Source organism: Micromonospora sp. LA-10 (genome assembly GCF_051853095.1).
Lineage (GTDB): Bacteria > Actinomycetota > Actinomycetes > Mycobacteriales > Micromonosporaceae > Micromonospora > Micromonospora echinospora_A.
In genome coordinates this window covers 4,438,511-4,454,333 of the sequence record NZ_CP195710.1, presented here as the reverse complement: position 1 = coordinate 4,454,333, position 15,823 = coordinate 4,438,511, and the positions used below count along the sequence as shown (strand labels likewise).

19 protein-coding genes and 1 riboswitch are annotated in these 15,823 nt (G+C 72.4%); of the genes, 1 reads left to right on the top strand and 18 read right to left on the bottom strand.

Annotated features, from left to right (window positions below; genetic code table 11):
* Positions 1–11: 11 nt before the first annotated feature.
* The 10 genes from thiC to ACSDG8_RS21090 form a co-directional block, all read right to left on the bottom strand.
* Complete coding sequence (gene thiC / locus ACSDG8_RS21135; protein ID WP_210942525.1) at positions 12–1,595, bottom strand: phosphomethylpyrimidine synthase ThiC; 1,584 nt, start codon at positions 1,593–1,595, stop codon at positions 12–14.
* A 17-nt stretch (positions 1,596–1,612) separates the two neighbouring features.
* The gene (gene thiD / locus ACSDG8_RS21130; protein ID WP_210900259.1) at positions 1,613–2,401 is read right to left on the bottom strand and encodes a bifunctional hydroxymethylpyrimidine kinase/phosphomethylpyrimidine kinase; all 789 of its coding nucleotides are present in this window, start codon (positions 2,399–2,401) and stop codon (positions 1,613–1,615) included.
* On the bottom strand, positions 2,398–3,198 hold the full coding sequence (locus tag ACSDG8_RS21125; RefSeq protein WP_210942590.1) for a thiamine phosphate synthase: 801 nt from the start codon (positions 3,196–3,198) through the stop codon (positions 2,398–2,400). The genes thiD and ACSDG8_RS21125 overlap by 4 nt, the downstream gene beginning before the upstream one ends.
* 68 nt (positions 3,199–3,266) lie before the next feature.
* Positions 3,267–4,040, bottom strand: coding sequence for a thiazole synthase (locus ACSDG8_RS21120; RefSeq protein ID WP_210900261.1), 774 nt, complete (start codon positions 4,038–4,040; stop codon positions 3,267–3,269).
* Between the two features lie 5 nt (positions 4,041–4,045).
* Complete coding sequence (gene thiS, locus ACSDG8_RS21115; protein ID WP_013288601.1) at positions 4,046–4,246, bottom strand: sulfur carrier protein ThiS; 201 nt, start codon at positions 4,244–4,246, stop codon at positions 4,046–4,048.
* Entirely contained in the window at positions 4,237–5,367 is a 1,131-nt protein-coding gene (gene thiO / locus ACSDG8_RS21110) for a glycine oxidase ThiO (RefSeq protein WP_210900264.1), read from the bottom strand. The genes thiS and thiO overlap by 10 nt, the downstream gene beginning before the upstream one ends.
* Positions 5,361–5,987, bottom strand: coding sequence for a thiamine phosphate synthase (gene thiE, locus ACSDG8_RS21105; protein WP_210900265.1), 627 nt, complete (start codon positions 5,985–5,987; stop codon positions 5,361–5,363). The genes thiO and thiE overlap by 7 nt, the downstream gene beginning before the upstream one ends.
* Positions 5,982–6,093: riboswitch (TPP riboswitch) on the bottom strand. (Overlaps the previous gene by 6 nt.)
* Before the next feature lie 164 nt (positions 6,094–6,257).
* A complete protein-coding gene (locus ACSDG8_RS21100) occupies positions 6,258–7,220 on the bottom strand; it encodes an aldo/keto reductase (protein WP_439427169.1) in 963 nt (320 codons plus the stop codon).
* Between the two features lie 39 nt (positions 7,221–7,259).
* Positions 7,260–8,939, bottom strand: a complete 1,680-nt coding sequence (locus tag ACSDG8_RS21095) for an ABC-F family ATP-binding cassette domain-containing protein (protein ID WP_210942526.1) — start codon at positions 8,937–8,939, stop codon at positions 7,260–7,262.
* A 41-nt stretch (positions 8,940–8,980) separates the two neighbouring features.
* Positions 8,981–9,586, bottom strand: a complete 606-nt coding sequence (locus tag ACSDG8_RS21090) for a class I SAM-dependent methyltransferase (RefSeq protein WP_210900642.1) — start codon at positions 9,584–9,586, stop codon at positions 8,981–8,983.
* Positions 9,587–9,711: 125 nt separating this feature from the next.
* Between ACSDG8_RS21090 and ACSDG8_RS21085 the strand changes: the two genes are divergently transcribed.
* Positions 9,712–10,935 (top strand): hypothetical protein, encoded by a 1,224-nt coding sequence (locus ACSDG8_RS21085; RefSeq protein ID WP_247679762.1) that lies wholly within the window; start codon positions 9,712–9,714, stop codon positions 10,933–10,935.
* A 7-nt stretch (positions 10,936–10,942) separates the two neighbouring features.
* Here ACSDG8_RS21085 and truA read toward each other — a convergent pair whose 3' ends face one another.
* The 8 genes from truA to infA form a co-directional block, all read right to left on the bottom strand.
* Positions 10,943–11,776 carry a tRNA pseudouridine(38-40) synthase TruA gene (gene truA / locus ACSDG8_RS21080; RefSeq protein ID WP_210942527.1) on the bottom strand — a complete coding sequence of 278 codons (834 nt, stop codon included), beginning with the start codon at positions 11,774–11,776 and terminating at the stop codon, positions 10,943–10,945.
* 70 nt (positions 11,777–11,846) lie between these two features.
* Positions 11,847–12,407, bottom strand: coding sequence for a 50S ribosomal protein L17 (rplQ, locus tag ACSDG8_RS21075; protein WP_030501600.1), 561 nt, complete (start codon positions 12,405–12,407; stop codon positions 11,847–11,849).
* A gap of 34 nt (positions 12,408–12,441) precedes the next feature.
* Positions 12,442–13,464 (bottom strand): DNA-directed RNA polymerase subunit alpha, encoded by a 1,023-nt coding sequence (locus ACSDG8_RS21070; RefSeq protein ID WP_007073009.1) that lies wholly within the window; start codon positions 13,462–13,464, stop codon positions 12,442–12,444.
* A 95-nt stretch (positions 13,465–13,559) separates the two neighbouring features.
* Complete coding sequence (gene rpsD / locus ACSDG8_RS21065; RefSeq protein WP_073828936.1) at positions 13,560–14,186, bottom strand: 30S ribosomal protein S4; 627 nt, start codon at positions 14,184–14,186, stop codon at positions 13,560–13,562.
* Between the two features lie 14 nt (positions 14,187–14,200).
* Complete coding sequence (rpsK, locus tag ACSDG8_RS21060; RefSeq protein WP_013288613.1) at positions 14,201–14,608, bottom strand: 30S ribosomal protein S11; 408 nt, start codon at positions 14,606–14,608, stop codon at positions 14,201–14,203.
* An 18-nt stretch (positions 14,609–14,626) separates the two neighbouring features.
* Entirely contained in the window at positions 14,627–15,007 is a 381-nt protein-coding gene (rpsM, locus tag ACSDG8_RS21055) for a 30S ribosomal protein S13 (RefSeq protein WP_013288614.1), read from the bottom strand.
* 206 nt (positions 15,008–15,213) lie between these two features.
* Positions 15,214–15,327, bottom strand: coding sequence for a 50S ribosomal protein L36 (rpmJ, locus tag ACSDG8_RS21050; protein WP_012184307.1), 114 nt, complete (start codon positions 15,325–15,327; stop codon positions 15,214–15,216).
* 92 nt (positions 15,328–15,419) lie between these two features.
* The gene (gene infA, locus ACSDG8_RS21045) at positions 15,420–15,641 is read right to left on the bottom strand and encodes a translation initiation factor IF-1 (RefSeq protein ID WP_007073013.1); all 222 of its coding nucleotides are present in this window, start codon (positions 15,639–15,641) and stop codon (positions 15,420–15,422) included.
* Positions 15,642–15,823 lie beyond the last annotated feature (182 nt).

The window sequence follows — 15,823 nt, the reverse complement described above, 5'->3', positions numbered from 1 at the left end:
CCGGCCCCCGCTCACGCCAGTGGCAGGTAGACCCGTGAGCCGCCGGCGACGAACTCCTCCGACTTTCCGCGCATGCCCCGCGCCGCGTACTCCTTCAGCTCCTGCGTGATCTTCATGGAGCAGAACTTCGGGCCGCACATCGAGCAGAAGTGCGCGGTCTTCGCGGGTTCGGCGGGCAGCGTCGCGTCGTGGTACGACCGCGCGGTCTCCGGGTCGAGCGCCAGGTTGAACTGGTCCTCCCAGCGGAACTCGAACCGGGCCTTCGAGAGCGCGTCGTCCCACGCTTGCGCGCCGGGGTGCCCCTTGGCCAGGTCGGCCGCGTGCGCCGCGATCTTGTACGCGATCACGCCCGCCTTCACGTCGTCGCGGTCCGGCAGCCCGAGGTGCTCCTTCGGGGTGACGTAGCAGAGCATGGCGGTGCCGAACATGCCGATCATCGCCGCGCCGATCGCGGAGGTGATGTGGTCGTACGCGGGCGCGATGTCGGTGGTCAGCGGCCCGAGCGTGTAGAACGGCGCCTCGTGGCACCACTCCTGCTGGAGGTCCACGTTCTCCTTGATCTTGTGCATCGGCACGTGCCCGGGGCCCTCGATCATCACCTGGACGTCGTGCTCCCAGGCGATCTTCGTCAGCTCCCCGAGCGTGCGCAGCTCGGCGAACTGCGCCTCGTCGTTGGCGTCGGCGATGGAGCCGGGCCGCAGGCCGTCGCCGAGGGAGAACGTCACGTCGTACCGGGCGAGGATCTCGCACAGCTCGGCGAAGTTCGTGTAGAGGAAGTTCTCCTCATGGTGCGCCAGGCACCAGGCCGCCATGATCGAGCCGCCCCGGGACACGATGCCCGTGACCCGGTCCACCGCCAGCGGCACGTACGGCAGCAGCACCCCGGCGTGCACCGTCATGTAGTCGACGCCCTGTTCCGCCTGCTCGACGACGGTCTCGCGGAACACCTCCCAGCTCAGCTTCACCGGGTCGCCGCCGACCTTCTCCAGCGCCTGGTAGATCGGCACCGTGCCGATCGGCACCGGCGAGTTCCGCACGATCGCCTCGCGCGTCTCGTGGATGCGCTTGCCGGTGGACAGGTCCATCACGGTGTCCGCGCCCCACCGGGTCGCCCAGGTCAGCTTCTCCACCTCCTCGGCCACCGACGAGGTGACAGCCGAGGTGCCGATGTTCGCGTTGACCTTGACCAGGAACGCCTTGCCGATGATGGCCGGCTCGCACTCCGGGTGGTTGACGTTGAGCGGCAGCACGGCCCGCCCGGCGGCGATCTCGTCCCGCACCAACTCGGGCGACACCGACTCCCGGATCGCCACGAACTCCATCTCCGGCGTGACGATCCCGGCCCGCGCGTACGCGAGCTGAGTCGGACGGGTTCCGGCCAGCGGCGTGCCGGCGCCGCATACCGGGGCGACGTCGCCGCGCTCGGCGATCCACGGCCCGCGCAGCGCGGGCAGCCCCACCTCCGGGTCGGAGCCGGGACCGGAGGTGTCGTAGAGCCGTACCGGCGGGTTGTCCCCGGTCAGCGGCACCTCGGCGAACGGCACCCGGATGTACGGGCGTGACCCTTCCACGTACACCTTGCGACGTGCCTGCATGTGAGCCTCCCTGTCGCTCATGCGGACCAGCCGAAGTGGTCCAGCGGGCCGCGTCCCGCGCCCAGCTCCCAGGTCCGCGCGCCGGTCAGCGCGCGGGTGACGTACTCCTTGGCGGCCTCCACCGCGACCGGCACCGCGTCGCCCGCGGCGAGCCGGACCGCGACGGCGGCCGAGAACGAGCAGCCGGTGCCGTGGTTGTGCCGGGTGTCCACCCGGGGCGCGCGCAGCAGGCGCGTCGTCCCGCCACCGGCCAGCACGTCGACCGACTCGCCGTCGTCGTCCACGTCGCCGCCGGTCACCACCACGAACGCCGGGCCGCGCGCCGCCAGCGCCTCGGCCGCTGCCACCATTTCCTCGACGGTGCCCACCGGGCCTCCGGTGAGGGCCGCGGCCTCCGCGCAGTTCGGTGTCGCCACTTCCGCGTACGGCAGGAGCCGCTCGACCGCCTCCACCACGCCGAGCCGGTGTCCACTGGTGGCGACCAGCACCGGGTCGACGACCAGGTGCGGCAGGCGCCCGGCGCGGGCCGCCTCGGCCACCGCGTCGGCGACCGCAGGGGTGCCGAGCATTCCGGTCTTCACGGCGCGGACGTCGAAGTCGCCGAGCACGCTGTCCATCTGCTCGCGCACGGTCTGCGGCGGCAGCGGCAGTACGGCGTCCACGCCCCTGGTGCTCTGCGCGGTGACGGCGGTGAGCACGCTGGTGCCGTACGCCCCGAGCGCGGCGAACGTCTTGAGGTCGGCCTGGATGCCTGCTCCTGCTCCGGAGTCGGATCCTGCCACTGTGAGAACTGTTCTCGGCGTCACTTGTCTTCTCCGGTGGTTGCTGTGAAGGCTGCGGCCGACGGTGGTTGCGGTTGGGGCTGCGGCCGACCGTGCCCACTCCGGGCGGTCAGGCTTGATCCCTCCGTGGGCACGGTCGGCCGCCGCCCTGTCGCGTGCGGGCCTCCGTCGGTGTCTGCCGGGTGGGGGCGCGCCACACGGGTGGCCGCCTCTTCGAAAGCTCTGCCCAGCGTGGTGGCGGTTTCTCTCGGGTCATCCGCGCGCATCATCGCGCCCAGGACTGCTACTCCTGTTGCGCCTGCCTCTACGCATGCGGTGACCTGAGCTGTGGTTTCGATGCCGCCCAGTGCCAGCACCGGCACGGGGCTGACCGCGATCAGCTCGCGTAGGCCGTCGGGGTGCAGGGGTGGGCCGTAGCCGGGTTTGGTTCTCGTCTCGTAGACCGGGGACAGCGTGGCGTAGTGCTCGGTGGTGAGCCGGGCCAGCTCGGCGGTGTCGTGGCAGGAGCGGCCGACGAGCCCGACGGCGGGCGGCGGGTACGGGCCGGCGGCCGGCAGGTGCACCGCGTCCCCGTCGAGCGGATCGGGTCCGGCGACGACGAGCGTGCCGCCCGCCTCGGCGAGGATCGCGCGCAGCTCGACGGCGAGGGCGAGGCGTTCGGCGCGCGGCAGATCCTTCTCCCGCAGCACCACCCACCGCACTCCCCCACCCACGGCCCCCGCCACCACGTCGACGAGCGCCCCCCGAGCCACCCGCCGATCGGTCAACACCACGATCCCGGTCGGCCCTCGGGGGATCTTGGTACGCGGCCGCCCTCCCAGGGGCGACTTCGTACCAAGATCGCCCGCGACGGGGGTGCGGACGCCGGGAGCGGCGACGTGGGCGGCGGTCACAGGTCGGGTCGTCCGTCGTCCGGGGTGGACGCCTGGGCGTGGAAGCGGCGGGTGATGCGGCCCGCGCCGTACGCCAGGCGGCCCGCCTCGACCGCGTACCGCATCGCCGTGGCCATCGCCACCGGGTCGGCGGCCCGGGTCACGGCGCTGGCGAGCAGCACCGCGTCGCAGCCCAGCTCCATCGCGAGCGCCGCGTCGGAGGCGGTGCCGATGCCCGCGTCGAGCACCACCGGCACGTCGACGGCCTGCCGGATCAGCCGGATGTGGTGCGGATTGCCGATGCCCAGCCCGGAGCCGATCGGCGACCCGGCCGGCATCACCGCCGCGCAGCCCACGTCCGCCAGCCGCCGCGCGAGCACCGGATCGTCCGACGTGTACGGCAGCACTGTGAACCCGTCCGCCACCAGCTCCTCGGCGGCGCGCAGCAACTCCACCCCGTCGGGCAGGAGCGTGCGCTCGTCGCCGATCACCTCCAGCTTCACCCAGTCGGTGTCGAACGCCTCCCGGGCCAGGTGCGCCGTCTTCACCGCCTCCACAGCGGTACGGCAGCCGGCCGTGTTCGGCAGCAGCCGTACGCCGCACCGATCCACCAGGTCGAGCAGGCCGCCCGACCCGCCGGGCGTGGTGTCCACCCGGCGCAGCGCCAACGTCACCAGCTCGGTGCCGGAGGCCCGGATCGCCTGCTCCAGCACGTGCAGGTTCGCCGCGCCGCCGGTGCCGAGGATGAGCCGGGAGCCGAACTCGCCCCCGCCGATCTCCAACGTGGACATGCTGCTCACCCGCCCTGGGTGGCGCTGAGCACCTCGACCCGGTCGCCGTCGCGCAGCACGCTCGCCGACCAGCCGCCGCGCGGCACCACCTCGCCGTTCACCGCCACCGCGAGCCCGCGCTCCCGGTCGGTGACGGTGCGGACCACCTCGGCGACTGTGACGCCCTCGGGCAGCGTCCGGCCGGTGCCGTTGACGATCAGTTCCACGTGCGCTCCTTCCCGAAGCGGTCCGGGGTGAAGGGGGCGAGCGCGGGATCCGGCTCGCCGGTGACGATCAGCTCGGTGACCAGGTCGGCGGTGACCGGGGTGAGCACGATGCCGTGCCGGTGGTGCCCGGTCGCGGCGAGCACGCCCGGTCGCCCGGGCAGCGGCCCGATGATCGGCGCGTTGTCCGGCGTACCGGGGCGCAACCCGGCGACGGCCTCGGCCAGCTCGTACTCGACGAGTTCCGGCACCAGCTCCGCCGCGGCGCGCAGCAGTGTCAGCACGCCACCGGCGGTCACCTCGGTGTCCGCGCGCTCCTCGACTGTCGCCCCGAGGACGACCTCACCGCTGTCCCGGGGCACCAGGTAGACCGACTCGCTGTCCGCGTACCCCCGGATCACGTGCCGGAAGCCCGGCGGACCGCCACCCGGCGCGCGCAGCCGCAGCACCTGGCCCTTCACCGGGCGGACCGGCAGGCCGGTCAGCGCCGCCGCGCCGCAGCCGGCCGCGACCACTGTGACCCGGGCGTCCACCTCGGACAACGCGCCGACGCGGGCCGGGCGCAGCTCCACACCGGCCCGTTCCGCGGCAGTGCGCAGCGCGGCGACCAGCCGGCGCGGGTCGACCTGGTGGTCGCCGGGGGCCACCGCGCCGCCGCGCACACGCGGCGCCAGCGCCGGTTCGCGGTCGCGCAGCTCCGACGGCCGCAGCGGCGTGATCGGCAGTCCGAGACCCTGTTGGTACGACCACAGCCGCCCCGCCTCGGCCAGGTCGTCGGCGGTGAGCCCGACGACGAGCGTGCCCTCGGTGCGGTACCCGATGTCGACGCCGCTCGCCTCGGCCAGCTCGGCCGCGAAACCGGGCCAGCGTGCGGCGGAATCGACCAGGAACGCGGTCAGCTCGCGCTCACCGAAGTACGCCTCGGCGACCGGCGACAGCATCCCGGCGGCCACCGACGAGGCGCCCGACCCGGGCCGGTCGTCGTGCACCACCACGCGCAGTCCGCGCTGCGCGCACCGCCACGCGATCGCCCACCCAATCGGCCCGCCCCCCACCACCGCCACGTCGGTAAGGAAGGGCCCCCTGTTAACGCCTCCGGTAGAGGAAGGGCCCCCTCTTAACACGTCAGCGCCCGCATCAGCTCGGCGGTCGCGTGCGCGGGATCGGCGGCCAGGCTGAGCGCGCCGACCACCGCCACCCCGTACGCCCCGGCGGCCCGCAGCGCCGGCACGCTCGCGGCGGTCACCCCGCCGATCGCGATCACCGGCACGGTCACCGCCTCCGCGACCGCGCGTATCCCCTCGGGGCCGATCGGTTCCGGCAGGCCGGACTTGGTGGTGGTGACGTGGCACGGGCCCACACCCAGGTAGCTCGCGCCCTCGTCCACGGCCGCGCGGGCACCCACCGGTTCCCGGGCGGTCGCGCCGAGCACGGCGTCCGGGCCGAGCACCCGGCGCGCGGCGGCCACCGGCAGGTCGTCCGCGCCGACGTGGCCACCGGCGGCGTCCACCGCGAGCGCCACGTGCAGCCGGTCGTTCACCAGGCACCGCGCCCCGTACGGCCGGCAGGCGTCGACCACCAGCCGGGCCAGCTCGTACGCCTCCCGGTCGGTCGCGTCGTCCTCGACGCGCACCTGCACGACGAGTTCGGCGCCGGCCACCGGCAGGGCGGCACGCAGCACCGCGAGCGGGTCACGCCCCGGCCGGGTGTCGGTGATGAGATGCAGTCGTCCCAGGGACAGCACGGCAACGCTCCTCCCTGCGCCGGCATTACCCGGATCAGGTTCAACGGTCGGGGGCTCCCAGCCCCCCTCTCAGCCCGGTCCGCACCGGGCTCCCGTGGGTCACTTGCGGCCTACCGTACGACGCCTCCCGCCCGTACGGAAGCCCCCCGTAACGTTCGTCCCACCGCAACGCGCGCCGATCTTGCAGTTCCAGCCCCGACAGATGCCACGAACCAGACATCCGAGGGGCCCCGACTGCAAGATCGGCGCGCGCGAAGAGGGGGTGGGGGGTTAGAGGATGGCGTCCAGGGCGTCCAGGTCCTCTTCTGTGGGCTGCCATGTTCCGGCCTGGGCGTTCGCCTTCACCTGGTCGGGGGTGGTGGCGCCGGCGATCACCGACGTCACGGCGGGACGCGCCGCCAAGCCGCCGATGGCCACCTGGAGCATGCTGATTCCGCGCTCGGCCGCGTACGCCTCGATCGCCTCGATGACGTCCCAGCGCGCTGCGGCCAGCCGCTCGGCGTACCGGCCGCCACCGGCCAGGCGGCTGCCCGACGGGGGCGCCTCGCCCCGCTTGTACTTGCCGGTGAGCAGCCCGTTGGCGAGCGGGAAGAACGGCAGCATGCCGAGGCCGAAGCGCTCGCACGCCGGGATCACCTCGTCCTCCGCTCCGCGCTCCACCAGCGAATAGTGGTTCTGCGCGGAGATGAACCGGGTACGCCCCTGCGACGACGCGGTCCAGTCGGCGTCGGCGATCTGCCAGCCGGCGAAGTTGGAGTTGCCGAGGTAGCGGACCTTGCCGGCGGTCACCAGGTCGTCGAGCGCGGCGAGCGTCTCGTCGATCGGGGTGCCCGGGTCGGGCTCGTGCATCTGGTAGAGGTCGATGTGGTCGGTGCCGAGCCGGCGCAGCGACGCCTCGACGGCGCGGGCGATGTAGCGGCGGGCGCCCCGGGCGTCGTGGTCCGGCCCGTTCGCGCCGTGCATGTCCATGCCGAACTTGGTGGCCACCACCACGTCGTCGCGGCGGCCCTTGAGCGCCTGGCCGAGCAGTTCCTCGGAAGCGCCCTGCGGCTCACCGTAGATGTCGGCGGTGTCGAAGAAGTTGATCCCGGCGTCGAGGGCGGCGTCCACGACCGCCCGGGTGCCGTCGAGGTCGAGTTTGCGGCCGAAGTTGTTGCAGCCGATGCCGACCACGGAGACCACGAGCCCGGAGTCGCCCAGCCGGCGATAGGTCATCTCACTCACGAGATCCACCCTATGCCCGCTCCCCGGGGCGCACCCTCGGGTAGCAGCTCAGCCCACATCCCAGACCGGTTCCGGCGTCTCCACCACGTCGCCGTCACCCCGGAAAAGCACGAACCGGTCGAAGGTACGGGTGAACCACCGGTCGTGGGTGACGGCGACCACCGTTCCCTCGAACGCGGTCAGCCCGGCTTCCAGCGCCTCGGCCGAGGCCAGGTCGAGGTTGTCGGTGGGCTCGTCGAGCAGCAGCAGCGTCGCCCCGGACAGCTCCAGCAGCAGCACCAGGAAGCGGGCCTGCTGGCCGCCGGAGAGCGTGCCGAACCGCTGGTCGCCCTGACCGGCCAGCTCGTACCGGGACAGCGCCGCCATGGCGGCGTGCCGGTCCATGCCGGCCCGGTGCTCGTCGCCGCGCCACAGCACCTCGACCAGCGTCTTCGCCATCAGCTCGGGGCGGTCGTGGGTCTGCGAGAAGTGCCCGGGACGCACGCGCGCGCCGAGCCGGACCACGCCGCCGTGCGCGACCGGCGCGAGCGCGGCGGCGCCGTCGACGGGGGTGTTGCCCGGCTCCGGGTCGGTGCCGCCCCGGGCCAGCAGGCGCAGGAAGTGGGACTTGCCGGTGCCGTTCGCGCCGAGCACCGCGACCCGGTCGCCGTACCAGAGTTCCAGGTCGAAGGGGTACGTCAGGCCGTCCAGCTCCAGCTGCTCGGCGATGACCGCGCGCTTGCCGGTCCGCCCGCCGGTCAGGCGCATCCGGATGTCCTGGTCCTTCGGGGGTACGGGCGGCGGCCCGGCCTCCTCGAACTTGCGCAACCGGGTCTGCGCGGCCTGGTAGCGCGACGCCATCCCGTCGTTGTACGCGGCCTTCTGCTTGTACATCAGCATCAGCTCGCGCAGCTTCTGGTGCTCCTCGTCCCAGCGTTTGCGCAGCTCGTCGAGGCGGGCGTGGCGGGCCACCCGCGCGTCGTGCCAGCTCGCGAAGCCGCCCGGGTGCACCCAGGCGCTGCCGCCTTCCACCGCGACGACCCGGTCGGCGGTCTGGGCCAGCAGTTCCCGGTCGTGCGAGACGTAGAGCACCGACTTGGCCGACTCGCGCAGCCGCGCCTCCAGCCAGCGTTTGCCGGGTACGTCGAGGAAGTTGTCCGGCTCGTCGAGCAGCAGCACCTCGTCCGGGCCGCGTAGCAGCAGTTCCAGCGCGAAGCGCTTCTGCTGGCCGCCGGAGAGCGTGCGTACCGGCCGGTCGCGGACGCTGTCCCAGGGCAGGTCCAACACGATCGTGGCGACGGTGTCGAAGAGCACCTCGGCGTCGTACCCGCCGGTCTCGCCCCAGGCGCCGAGCGCTTCGGCGTACGCGAGCTGGGCCTTGGCGGCGGTGGAGCTGTACTTGCCGCGGACCTCGGCCGCCCGCATGGCCGCCTCGGTCTCGGCGAGCCGCCGCCCGGCGTCGCGCAGCGCCGGCGGGGCGAGGGAGAGCGCCAGGTCGGCGAGCGTGGACTCGTCCCCGATCATGCCGATGAACTGCCGCATCACGGCGAGTCCGCCGGAGCGGGCGACAGCGCCGGTCTTCACCGGCAGGTCACCGGCGACCATCCGCAGCAGCGTGGTCTTGCCGGCGCCGTTCGGGCCGACGAGCGCCACCTTGGCGCCTTCGCCGACGCGGAACGACACGTCGGCGAACAGCTCCCGTCCGTCCGGGAGGATGTGCCCGACCCCTGCCACGTCCACGTATCCCACGCGGGCATCCTGCCCGAGCGGGGCCGGTGGACGACACCGGATTACCGGGTGACCCGCAGCACCCGGTAGCCCTTCTGGCTGGCGTGCCGCTCGACCGACCAGCCCTGCTCGACGAGCCAGCGGTGCAGCGAGTCGCCGCCGAGGTGCCGGGCGACGACGAGCCAGGCCACGCCGTCCGGGGTGAGCCGCGGCAGCCAGCGCAGCAGCAGGGCGTGCAGCTCGGGCTTGCCGATGTGGATCGGCGGGTTGGACCAGATCTGGGTGAAGGTGACGTCGTCGGGCAGTTCGTCGGGCGCGACGGCGTGGACGCGGTCGGCGGCGTCGACCCGGGCCGCGTTGGCGGCGGTGAGGGCGCGGGCCCGCTCGTTGACGTCCACCGCCCAGACCGTGGCCTTCGGCGCGTTCGTGGCGAGGACGCAGGTGATCGGGCCGAAGCCGCAGCCGATGTCGAGCAGCGCGCCGGTGACGTCGGCGTGCGGCAGTTCGGCCTTGCGCAGCAGCACGGCGGTGCCGGGGTCGAGCCGGCCGGCGGAGAAGACGCCTCCGGCGGAGCCGAGCGTGTAGTCCCGTCCGCCGACTGTGAACTCGACCTCGCGCGGACGGGCCGGGGCCGTTGGCTCAGCGGTGAAGTAGTGGTCGCCGGTCACGTCGGCATTGTCGCACCGGGCCGGAACGGTTCCGGCGACGGTGTCGTGGGCGGAGTGGGACGCCACTTCGCCAGAATTTCCCGATATTACCCCTGAAAGGGACAATCAGTCCTACTCTATGCCACATGGTGTACCGGTACGAGTCCGATGAGGACGCCTTCCTGGAGTACCCGAAGCCCGGGTCGGCCCCGACCGGGCCCGCAGCCACGACGCCCCCGCCCGCGGGTCCGTCGCGCTCCCGCTTCCCCACGCCGTCGCTGCCGCCACCGGCCCGTCCCGCCGCGCAGCCGGCGCTGCCGCCGGCCGGAGCGCCCGAGCAGCAGGCGCTGCCACCGGCCGGACCCGACGGGCAGCAGGTGGCCGACGACGCCCGCGCCCCGGCCCCGGCGCCCCCGGCCCCGACACCGGGACGGCCCGCGCCACCCCCGGCGCCTTCCCCGGTGCCGCAGCCCGCACCGCCCGCGCCCGCACCCGTGCCGGCGGCCGCGACCCGGCAGACCGTGCCGATCCCCGCCAGCCCGACCACCCGCGCCGGCGACGTCTCTGAGCTGCCCCGGACCCGGCGCGCCGACCGCCGTACCGGCGGCAGCCGGTTCTGGCAGGCGCTCGTCGGTGGCGCCGCGGTGCTGCTCCTGCTCTCACTCACCGGGCTCGCCGTCGCCGCGCTGCTCGACGAACGCACCGCCACGCCTCCGGCCGCTCAGCCGACCCCGCAGGCGAGCGAGTCGAGCGCCCCGTCCGGCGGGACCGACCTGGACTCCCGGGACACCGACCAGGCGACGCTCACCGCCAAGGAGGTCTTCCCGGCCAAGGACCTGGTGGTCACCGACGGAAAGCCGGCCTACCGGGTGCTCAAGACCCAGGCCAGCACGAAGTGCCAGGTCGCGGCCACCGGCGAGATCGCCGACCTGCTGGTCCGGCTCGGCTGCAACCAGGTCGTGCGGGGGACGCTCCGCTCCCCCGACGGCGACCACCTGGTCACCGCCGGCCTGTTCAACCTCACCGACGTGGCCACCGCCCAGCGGGTACGCGACCGCATCCGGCCGCTGCTCGACCAGCGGCAGGGACGGTTCCGTGGCATGGCGGCGGGCGACGACACCGAGGCGGTGGAACGGGCCGCGGCCCGGGTCGCCTGGCAGGTACGCGGCCACTACGTCGCCTTCTGCCTGGTCACCCGCGCCGACGGGGAACGCATTGGCAGCGACGACGCCACCGCCCGCGAGATCATGTACGACCTGATCGAGCTGCACCTCAACCGGGGCGTGCTCGACCGTCGCGCGGCGAGTGGAACGGCCGGACAGCCCGACGCCGACTCGGCCGAGGACAGCGGTCAGCGGGGCTCCGACTGACCTCCGGTCAGCCCTCGGCCACCGGCACCCGCAACCGGCGGGTCGCCTCGGCGCGGCGGGCGTACCCGGCCGGGTCGGCCGGGTAGCCCACCTCGACCAGCGCCAGGCCGTGCGCGGGCGCCACTGTCACCTCGCTGGACCGCTCCCGGCGGGTCAGCAGACCGGCCGGCCACTGGACCGGCCGCCGCCCGTCCCCGGCGACAAGCATCGCCCCGACCAGGCTGCGCACCATGTTCTGGCAGAACGCGTCGGCCTGGACGGTGGCGACCAGGATCCCGTCCGGGTCGCGCCGCCAGTCCAGCCGGGTCACCTCGCGCAGCGTGGTGGCGTTCTCCTTGCGCCGGCAGTACGCGGCGAAGTCGTGCTCGCCCACCAGACCGGCGGCGGAGGCGTTCAGCGCCGCCAGGTCCAGCGGCTTGGGCCAGGCGAGGGTGTCCCGGCGGCGCAGCGGCTCGGCGCCCCACGGGGCGTCGGTGACCCGGTACTCGTAGCGCCGGAACGTGGCCGAGAACCGGGCATCGAAGTCGCCCGGCACCTCGGTCATGGCGCGTACCCGCACGTCCGGCGGCAGGAGCCGGGCCAGCCGGCGCAGCAGGCGCCCCTCGTGCTCCCGCCACACCGGGTCCGGCAGGTCGAGGTGGCAGACCTGCCCGGTGGCGTGCACCCCGGCGTCGGTACGCCCGGCCACTGTGAGGCCGGTCGCCGTGCCCGCGCCGAGCACCAGGTCCAGCGTCTGCATCAGCACGCCGGCCACTGTGCGCCGGGTCGGCTGGGGCGCCCAGCCGGAGAAGTCCGTGCCGTCGTACGAGACGTCCAGCCGCAGCCGGATCCGCTCGTCCACCTCGTACCTCCTGTCGACGGCGACGGGCCCGGCACCCCCGAGGGGATGCCGGGCCCGGTCGAGCCTGATCTCAGGCCTTGTCGTTCTCGGTGGCCTCGTCGCTGTCCTCGCGGGCGGCGGCGGTGTCACCCGACGCGGAGACCGGAGCCTCGGCGTCCTGGTCACCCTCGCTGGAGCGCGGCTTCTCCTCGGCCGGGGCCAGGGCCTCGACCTTGTCCTGCTGCGCGGCCTTGCGGGCGGCGGTCTTCTTGTTCGCCTTCGGCTCGGCGACCTGAAGCTCCTCCACCAGCTCGATGATCGCCATCGGAGCGGCGTCACCCTTGCGCGGACCGGTCTTCACGATCCGGGTGTAGCCACCGTTGCGGTTGGCGTACCGGGGCGCGATCTGGTCGAACAGGGCGTAGACCACGTCCTTGTCCTTGACGACGCCCAGCACCCGGCGGCGCGAGGCGAGGTCGCCACGCTTGGCCTTGGTGATGAGCTGCTCGGCCAGCGGACGGAGCCGCCGGGCCTTCGTCTCGGTGGTCTGGATCTTGCCGTGCTGGAACAGCGCAGTGGCCAGGTTGGCCAGCATCAGCCGCTCGTGCGCGGGGCTGCCGCCGAGGCGGGGGCCCTTGGTGGGCGTGGGCATGCTTGGTGCTCCTCAGGTGTGGCGGCAGCGCGGACTAGAGCTGCTCGGTCTCGCGGTAGTCGTCGGTGTCGTAGTCCGCCTCACCGAAGGCGTCCACGACGTGCGCCGGGTCGAAGTTCGGAGCCGAGTCCTTCAGCCCCAGGCCCATCCCGGCGAGCTTCATCTTGACCTCGTCGATCGACTTCTGGCCGAAGTTGCGGATGTCGAGAAGGTCGGCCTCGGTACGCCCGATGAGCTCACCAACGGAGTTGATGCCCTCGCGCTTGAGGCAGTTGTAGGAGCGGACGGTCAGGTCCAGCTCCTCGATCGGCAGGGCCAGGTCGGCCGCCAGCTGGGCGTCCTGCGGGGACGGCCCGATGTCGATGCCCTCGGCGGTCTCGTCCAGCTCACGGGCGAGCCCGAACAGCTCCACCAGCGTCGAGCCGGCCGAGGCCAGCGCGGTACGCGGGCCCATCGACGGCTTGGTCTCGACGTCGATGATCAGCCGGTCGAAGTCGGTCCGCTGCTCGACACGCGTCGCCTCGACCCGGTACGTCACCTTGAGCACCGGCGAGTAGATCGAGTCGACCGGGATCCGGCCGATCTCGGCGCCCGCCTGCTTGTTCTGCGCCGCGGTGACGTAGCCGCGACCCCGCTCGACGGTCAGCTCCATGTCGAGCCGGCCCTTGCCGTTGAGGGTGGCGAGCTTCAGGTCCGGGTTGTGCACCGAGACACCGGCCGGGGGCTGGATGTCACCGGCGGTCACGTCGCCCGGGCCCTGCTTGCGCAGGTACATGCTGACCGGCTCGTCGTGCTCGGAGCTGACGCACAGCTCCTTGATGTTCATGACGAGCTCGACCACGTCCTCCTTGACCCCGGGGATCGTGGTGAACTCGTGCAGCACACCGTCGATCTTGATCGAGGTGACCGCCGCGCCCGGGATGGAGGACAGCAGCGTACGCCGAAGCGAGTTGCCCAGCGTGTAGCCGAAGCCGGGCTCCAGCGGCTCGATGGTGAACCGGGAGCGGGTCTCGTTGATCGACTCTTCGGAGAGAGACGGTCGCTGGCTGATGAGCATCTTTTCTCTTCTCTTCCGGGGCGCCCGCTATTTGACGCCCACGACACAACTGTTCCGGTGGCCCGCCCCGCAGGACGGGCCACCGCAACGAGCCCTTACTTGGAGTAGAGCTCGACGATCAGCTGCTCCTGGACCTGGGTGTCGATCACCTGACGGGCCGGGAGCGAGTGCACGAGGATCTTCATCTGGCTCGGGATCGCCTCCAGCCACGCCGGAACGGTCCGCGAGCCGGCCTCACCCTGCGCCACGAGGAACGGGGTGAGCTCCTTGCTCTTCGCACGCACCTCGACGATGTCGTGCTCCTTGACGCGGTACGACGGGATGTCGACCTTCTTGCCGTTCACCGTGAAGTGGCCGTGCTTGACCAGCTGACGGGCCATGTCCCGGGACTTGGCGTAGCCGGCCCGGTAGACCACGTTGTCCAGCCGCGACTCGAGGATCTGCAGCAGGACCTCACCGGTCTTGGCTTCCTTGCTCACGGCCTCTTCGTAGTAGCCGCGGAACTGCTTCTCCAGCACGCCGTAGACACGACGGGCCTTCTGCTTCTCACGGAGCTGGAGCAGGTACTCCGTCTCCTTCGTGCGGCCGCGGCCGTGCTGCCCGGGCGGGAACGGCCGGGACTCGAACGGGCACTTCGGGCCATCGCACTTGCTGCCCTTGAGGAACAGCTTCATCTTCTCCCGCCGGCAACGGCGGCAGTCAGCACCGGTGTAACGAGCCATCTCTCTCTAACCTCTCAGACCCGGCGACGCTTCGGCGGACGGCAACCGTTGTGCGGCTGCGGCGTGACGTCGGAGATCTGCCCGACCTCGAGGCCCACTGCCTGCAGCGAACGGATGGCGGTCTCCCGGCCGGAGCCGGGACCCTTGACGAACACGTCGACCTTGCGCATGCCGTGCTCCATCGCGCGGCGCGCGGCGGCCTCGGCGGCGAGCTGCGCGGCGAACGGAGTCGACTTGCGGGAGCCCTTGAAGCCCACCTGGCCGGACGAGGCCCAGGAGATGACCGCACCGGTCGGGTCCGTGATGGACACGATGGTGTTGTTGAAGGTGCTCTTGATGTGCGCCTGCCCGTGGGCGACGTTCTTGCGTTCCTTGCGCCGGACCTTCTTGACGGCGGCTCCGGCACGAGCCTTCGGTGGCATAAGTCTGTGCGCTCCTAGTTACTTCTTGCCGGGCTTCTTCTTGCCGGCCACGGTCCGCTTCGGGCCCTTCCGGGTCCGCGCGTTGGTCTTGGTGCGCTGACCACGCACGGGCAGACCACGGCGGTGCCGGATGCCGGCGTAGCAGCCGATCTCGACCTTGCGGCGGATGTCAGCGGCGACCTCGCGGCGCAGGTCGCCTTCAACCTTGTAGTTGCCCTCGATGTGGTTCCGGAGCTCGACGAGCTCCTCGTCCGTGAGGTCCCGAACGCGCTTGTCCGGCGAGATGCCGGTCGCGGCGAGCGTCTCCAGGGCGCGGGTGCGACCGACCCCGAAGATGTAGGTGAGCGCGATCTCCATCCGCTTCTCGCGGGGGAGATCCACGCCGACTAGACGTGCCATGTGCGGGCGTACTCCTCGTGATGTGTGGCGGAGGTGTGGACCCGTCCCACCCCGCTACCGACCGTCCCTGTCCTTCCGGCGACGAACGCCGGCGACCGGGATGGGTCGCTGCCCGAGCGGGCCCCGGCCTCCGACCGGGGGTCAACCACGAGGGGTACGCGTTGCGCACCGACCGCGGCTGGGACGAGTTGGTGATGTGTGGGGCGTCAGCCCTGGCGCTGCTTGTGGCGCGGGTCGGTGCAGATGACCATGACCCGGCCGTGCCGGCGGATCACCCGGCACTTGTTGCAGATCCTCTTGACGCTCGGCTTGACCTTCACGGTTGCCTTACTTCCCATCTGGCCCGGAGGCGCGACGCAGCGCGACCCGGACGTCGAAGACGGACACGGAAACGTCCCGGCCGCCGTCAGGCTTACTTGTAGCGGTAGACGATGCGCCCGCGGGTCAGGTCGTACGGCGAGAGTTCGACGACGACCCGGTCCTCCGGCAGGATGCGGATGTAGTGCTGCCGCATCTTGCCGCTGATGTGAGCCAGCACCTTGTGACCGTTCGCGAGCTCCACCCGGAACATGGCGTTCGGCAGGGGCTCGATGACCCGACCCTCGATCTCGATGGCTCCGTCTTTTTTCGGCATGTCCTCCGCTGTCCTGACGTCGGTTACTCCGGACGGCCCACAACGTCTTACACGGGAGAACTGACCAAGATCAGGAAACCCGCGCCAGCCGCGGCTCCGACTCCCACCGAAGCGCAGGGTGGGCATGGCGGAGTGGACGCTGTGCGCCGATCTGAAAGTGTACGCCGACCCGCACGCGCTCG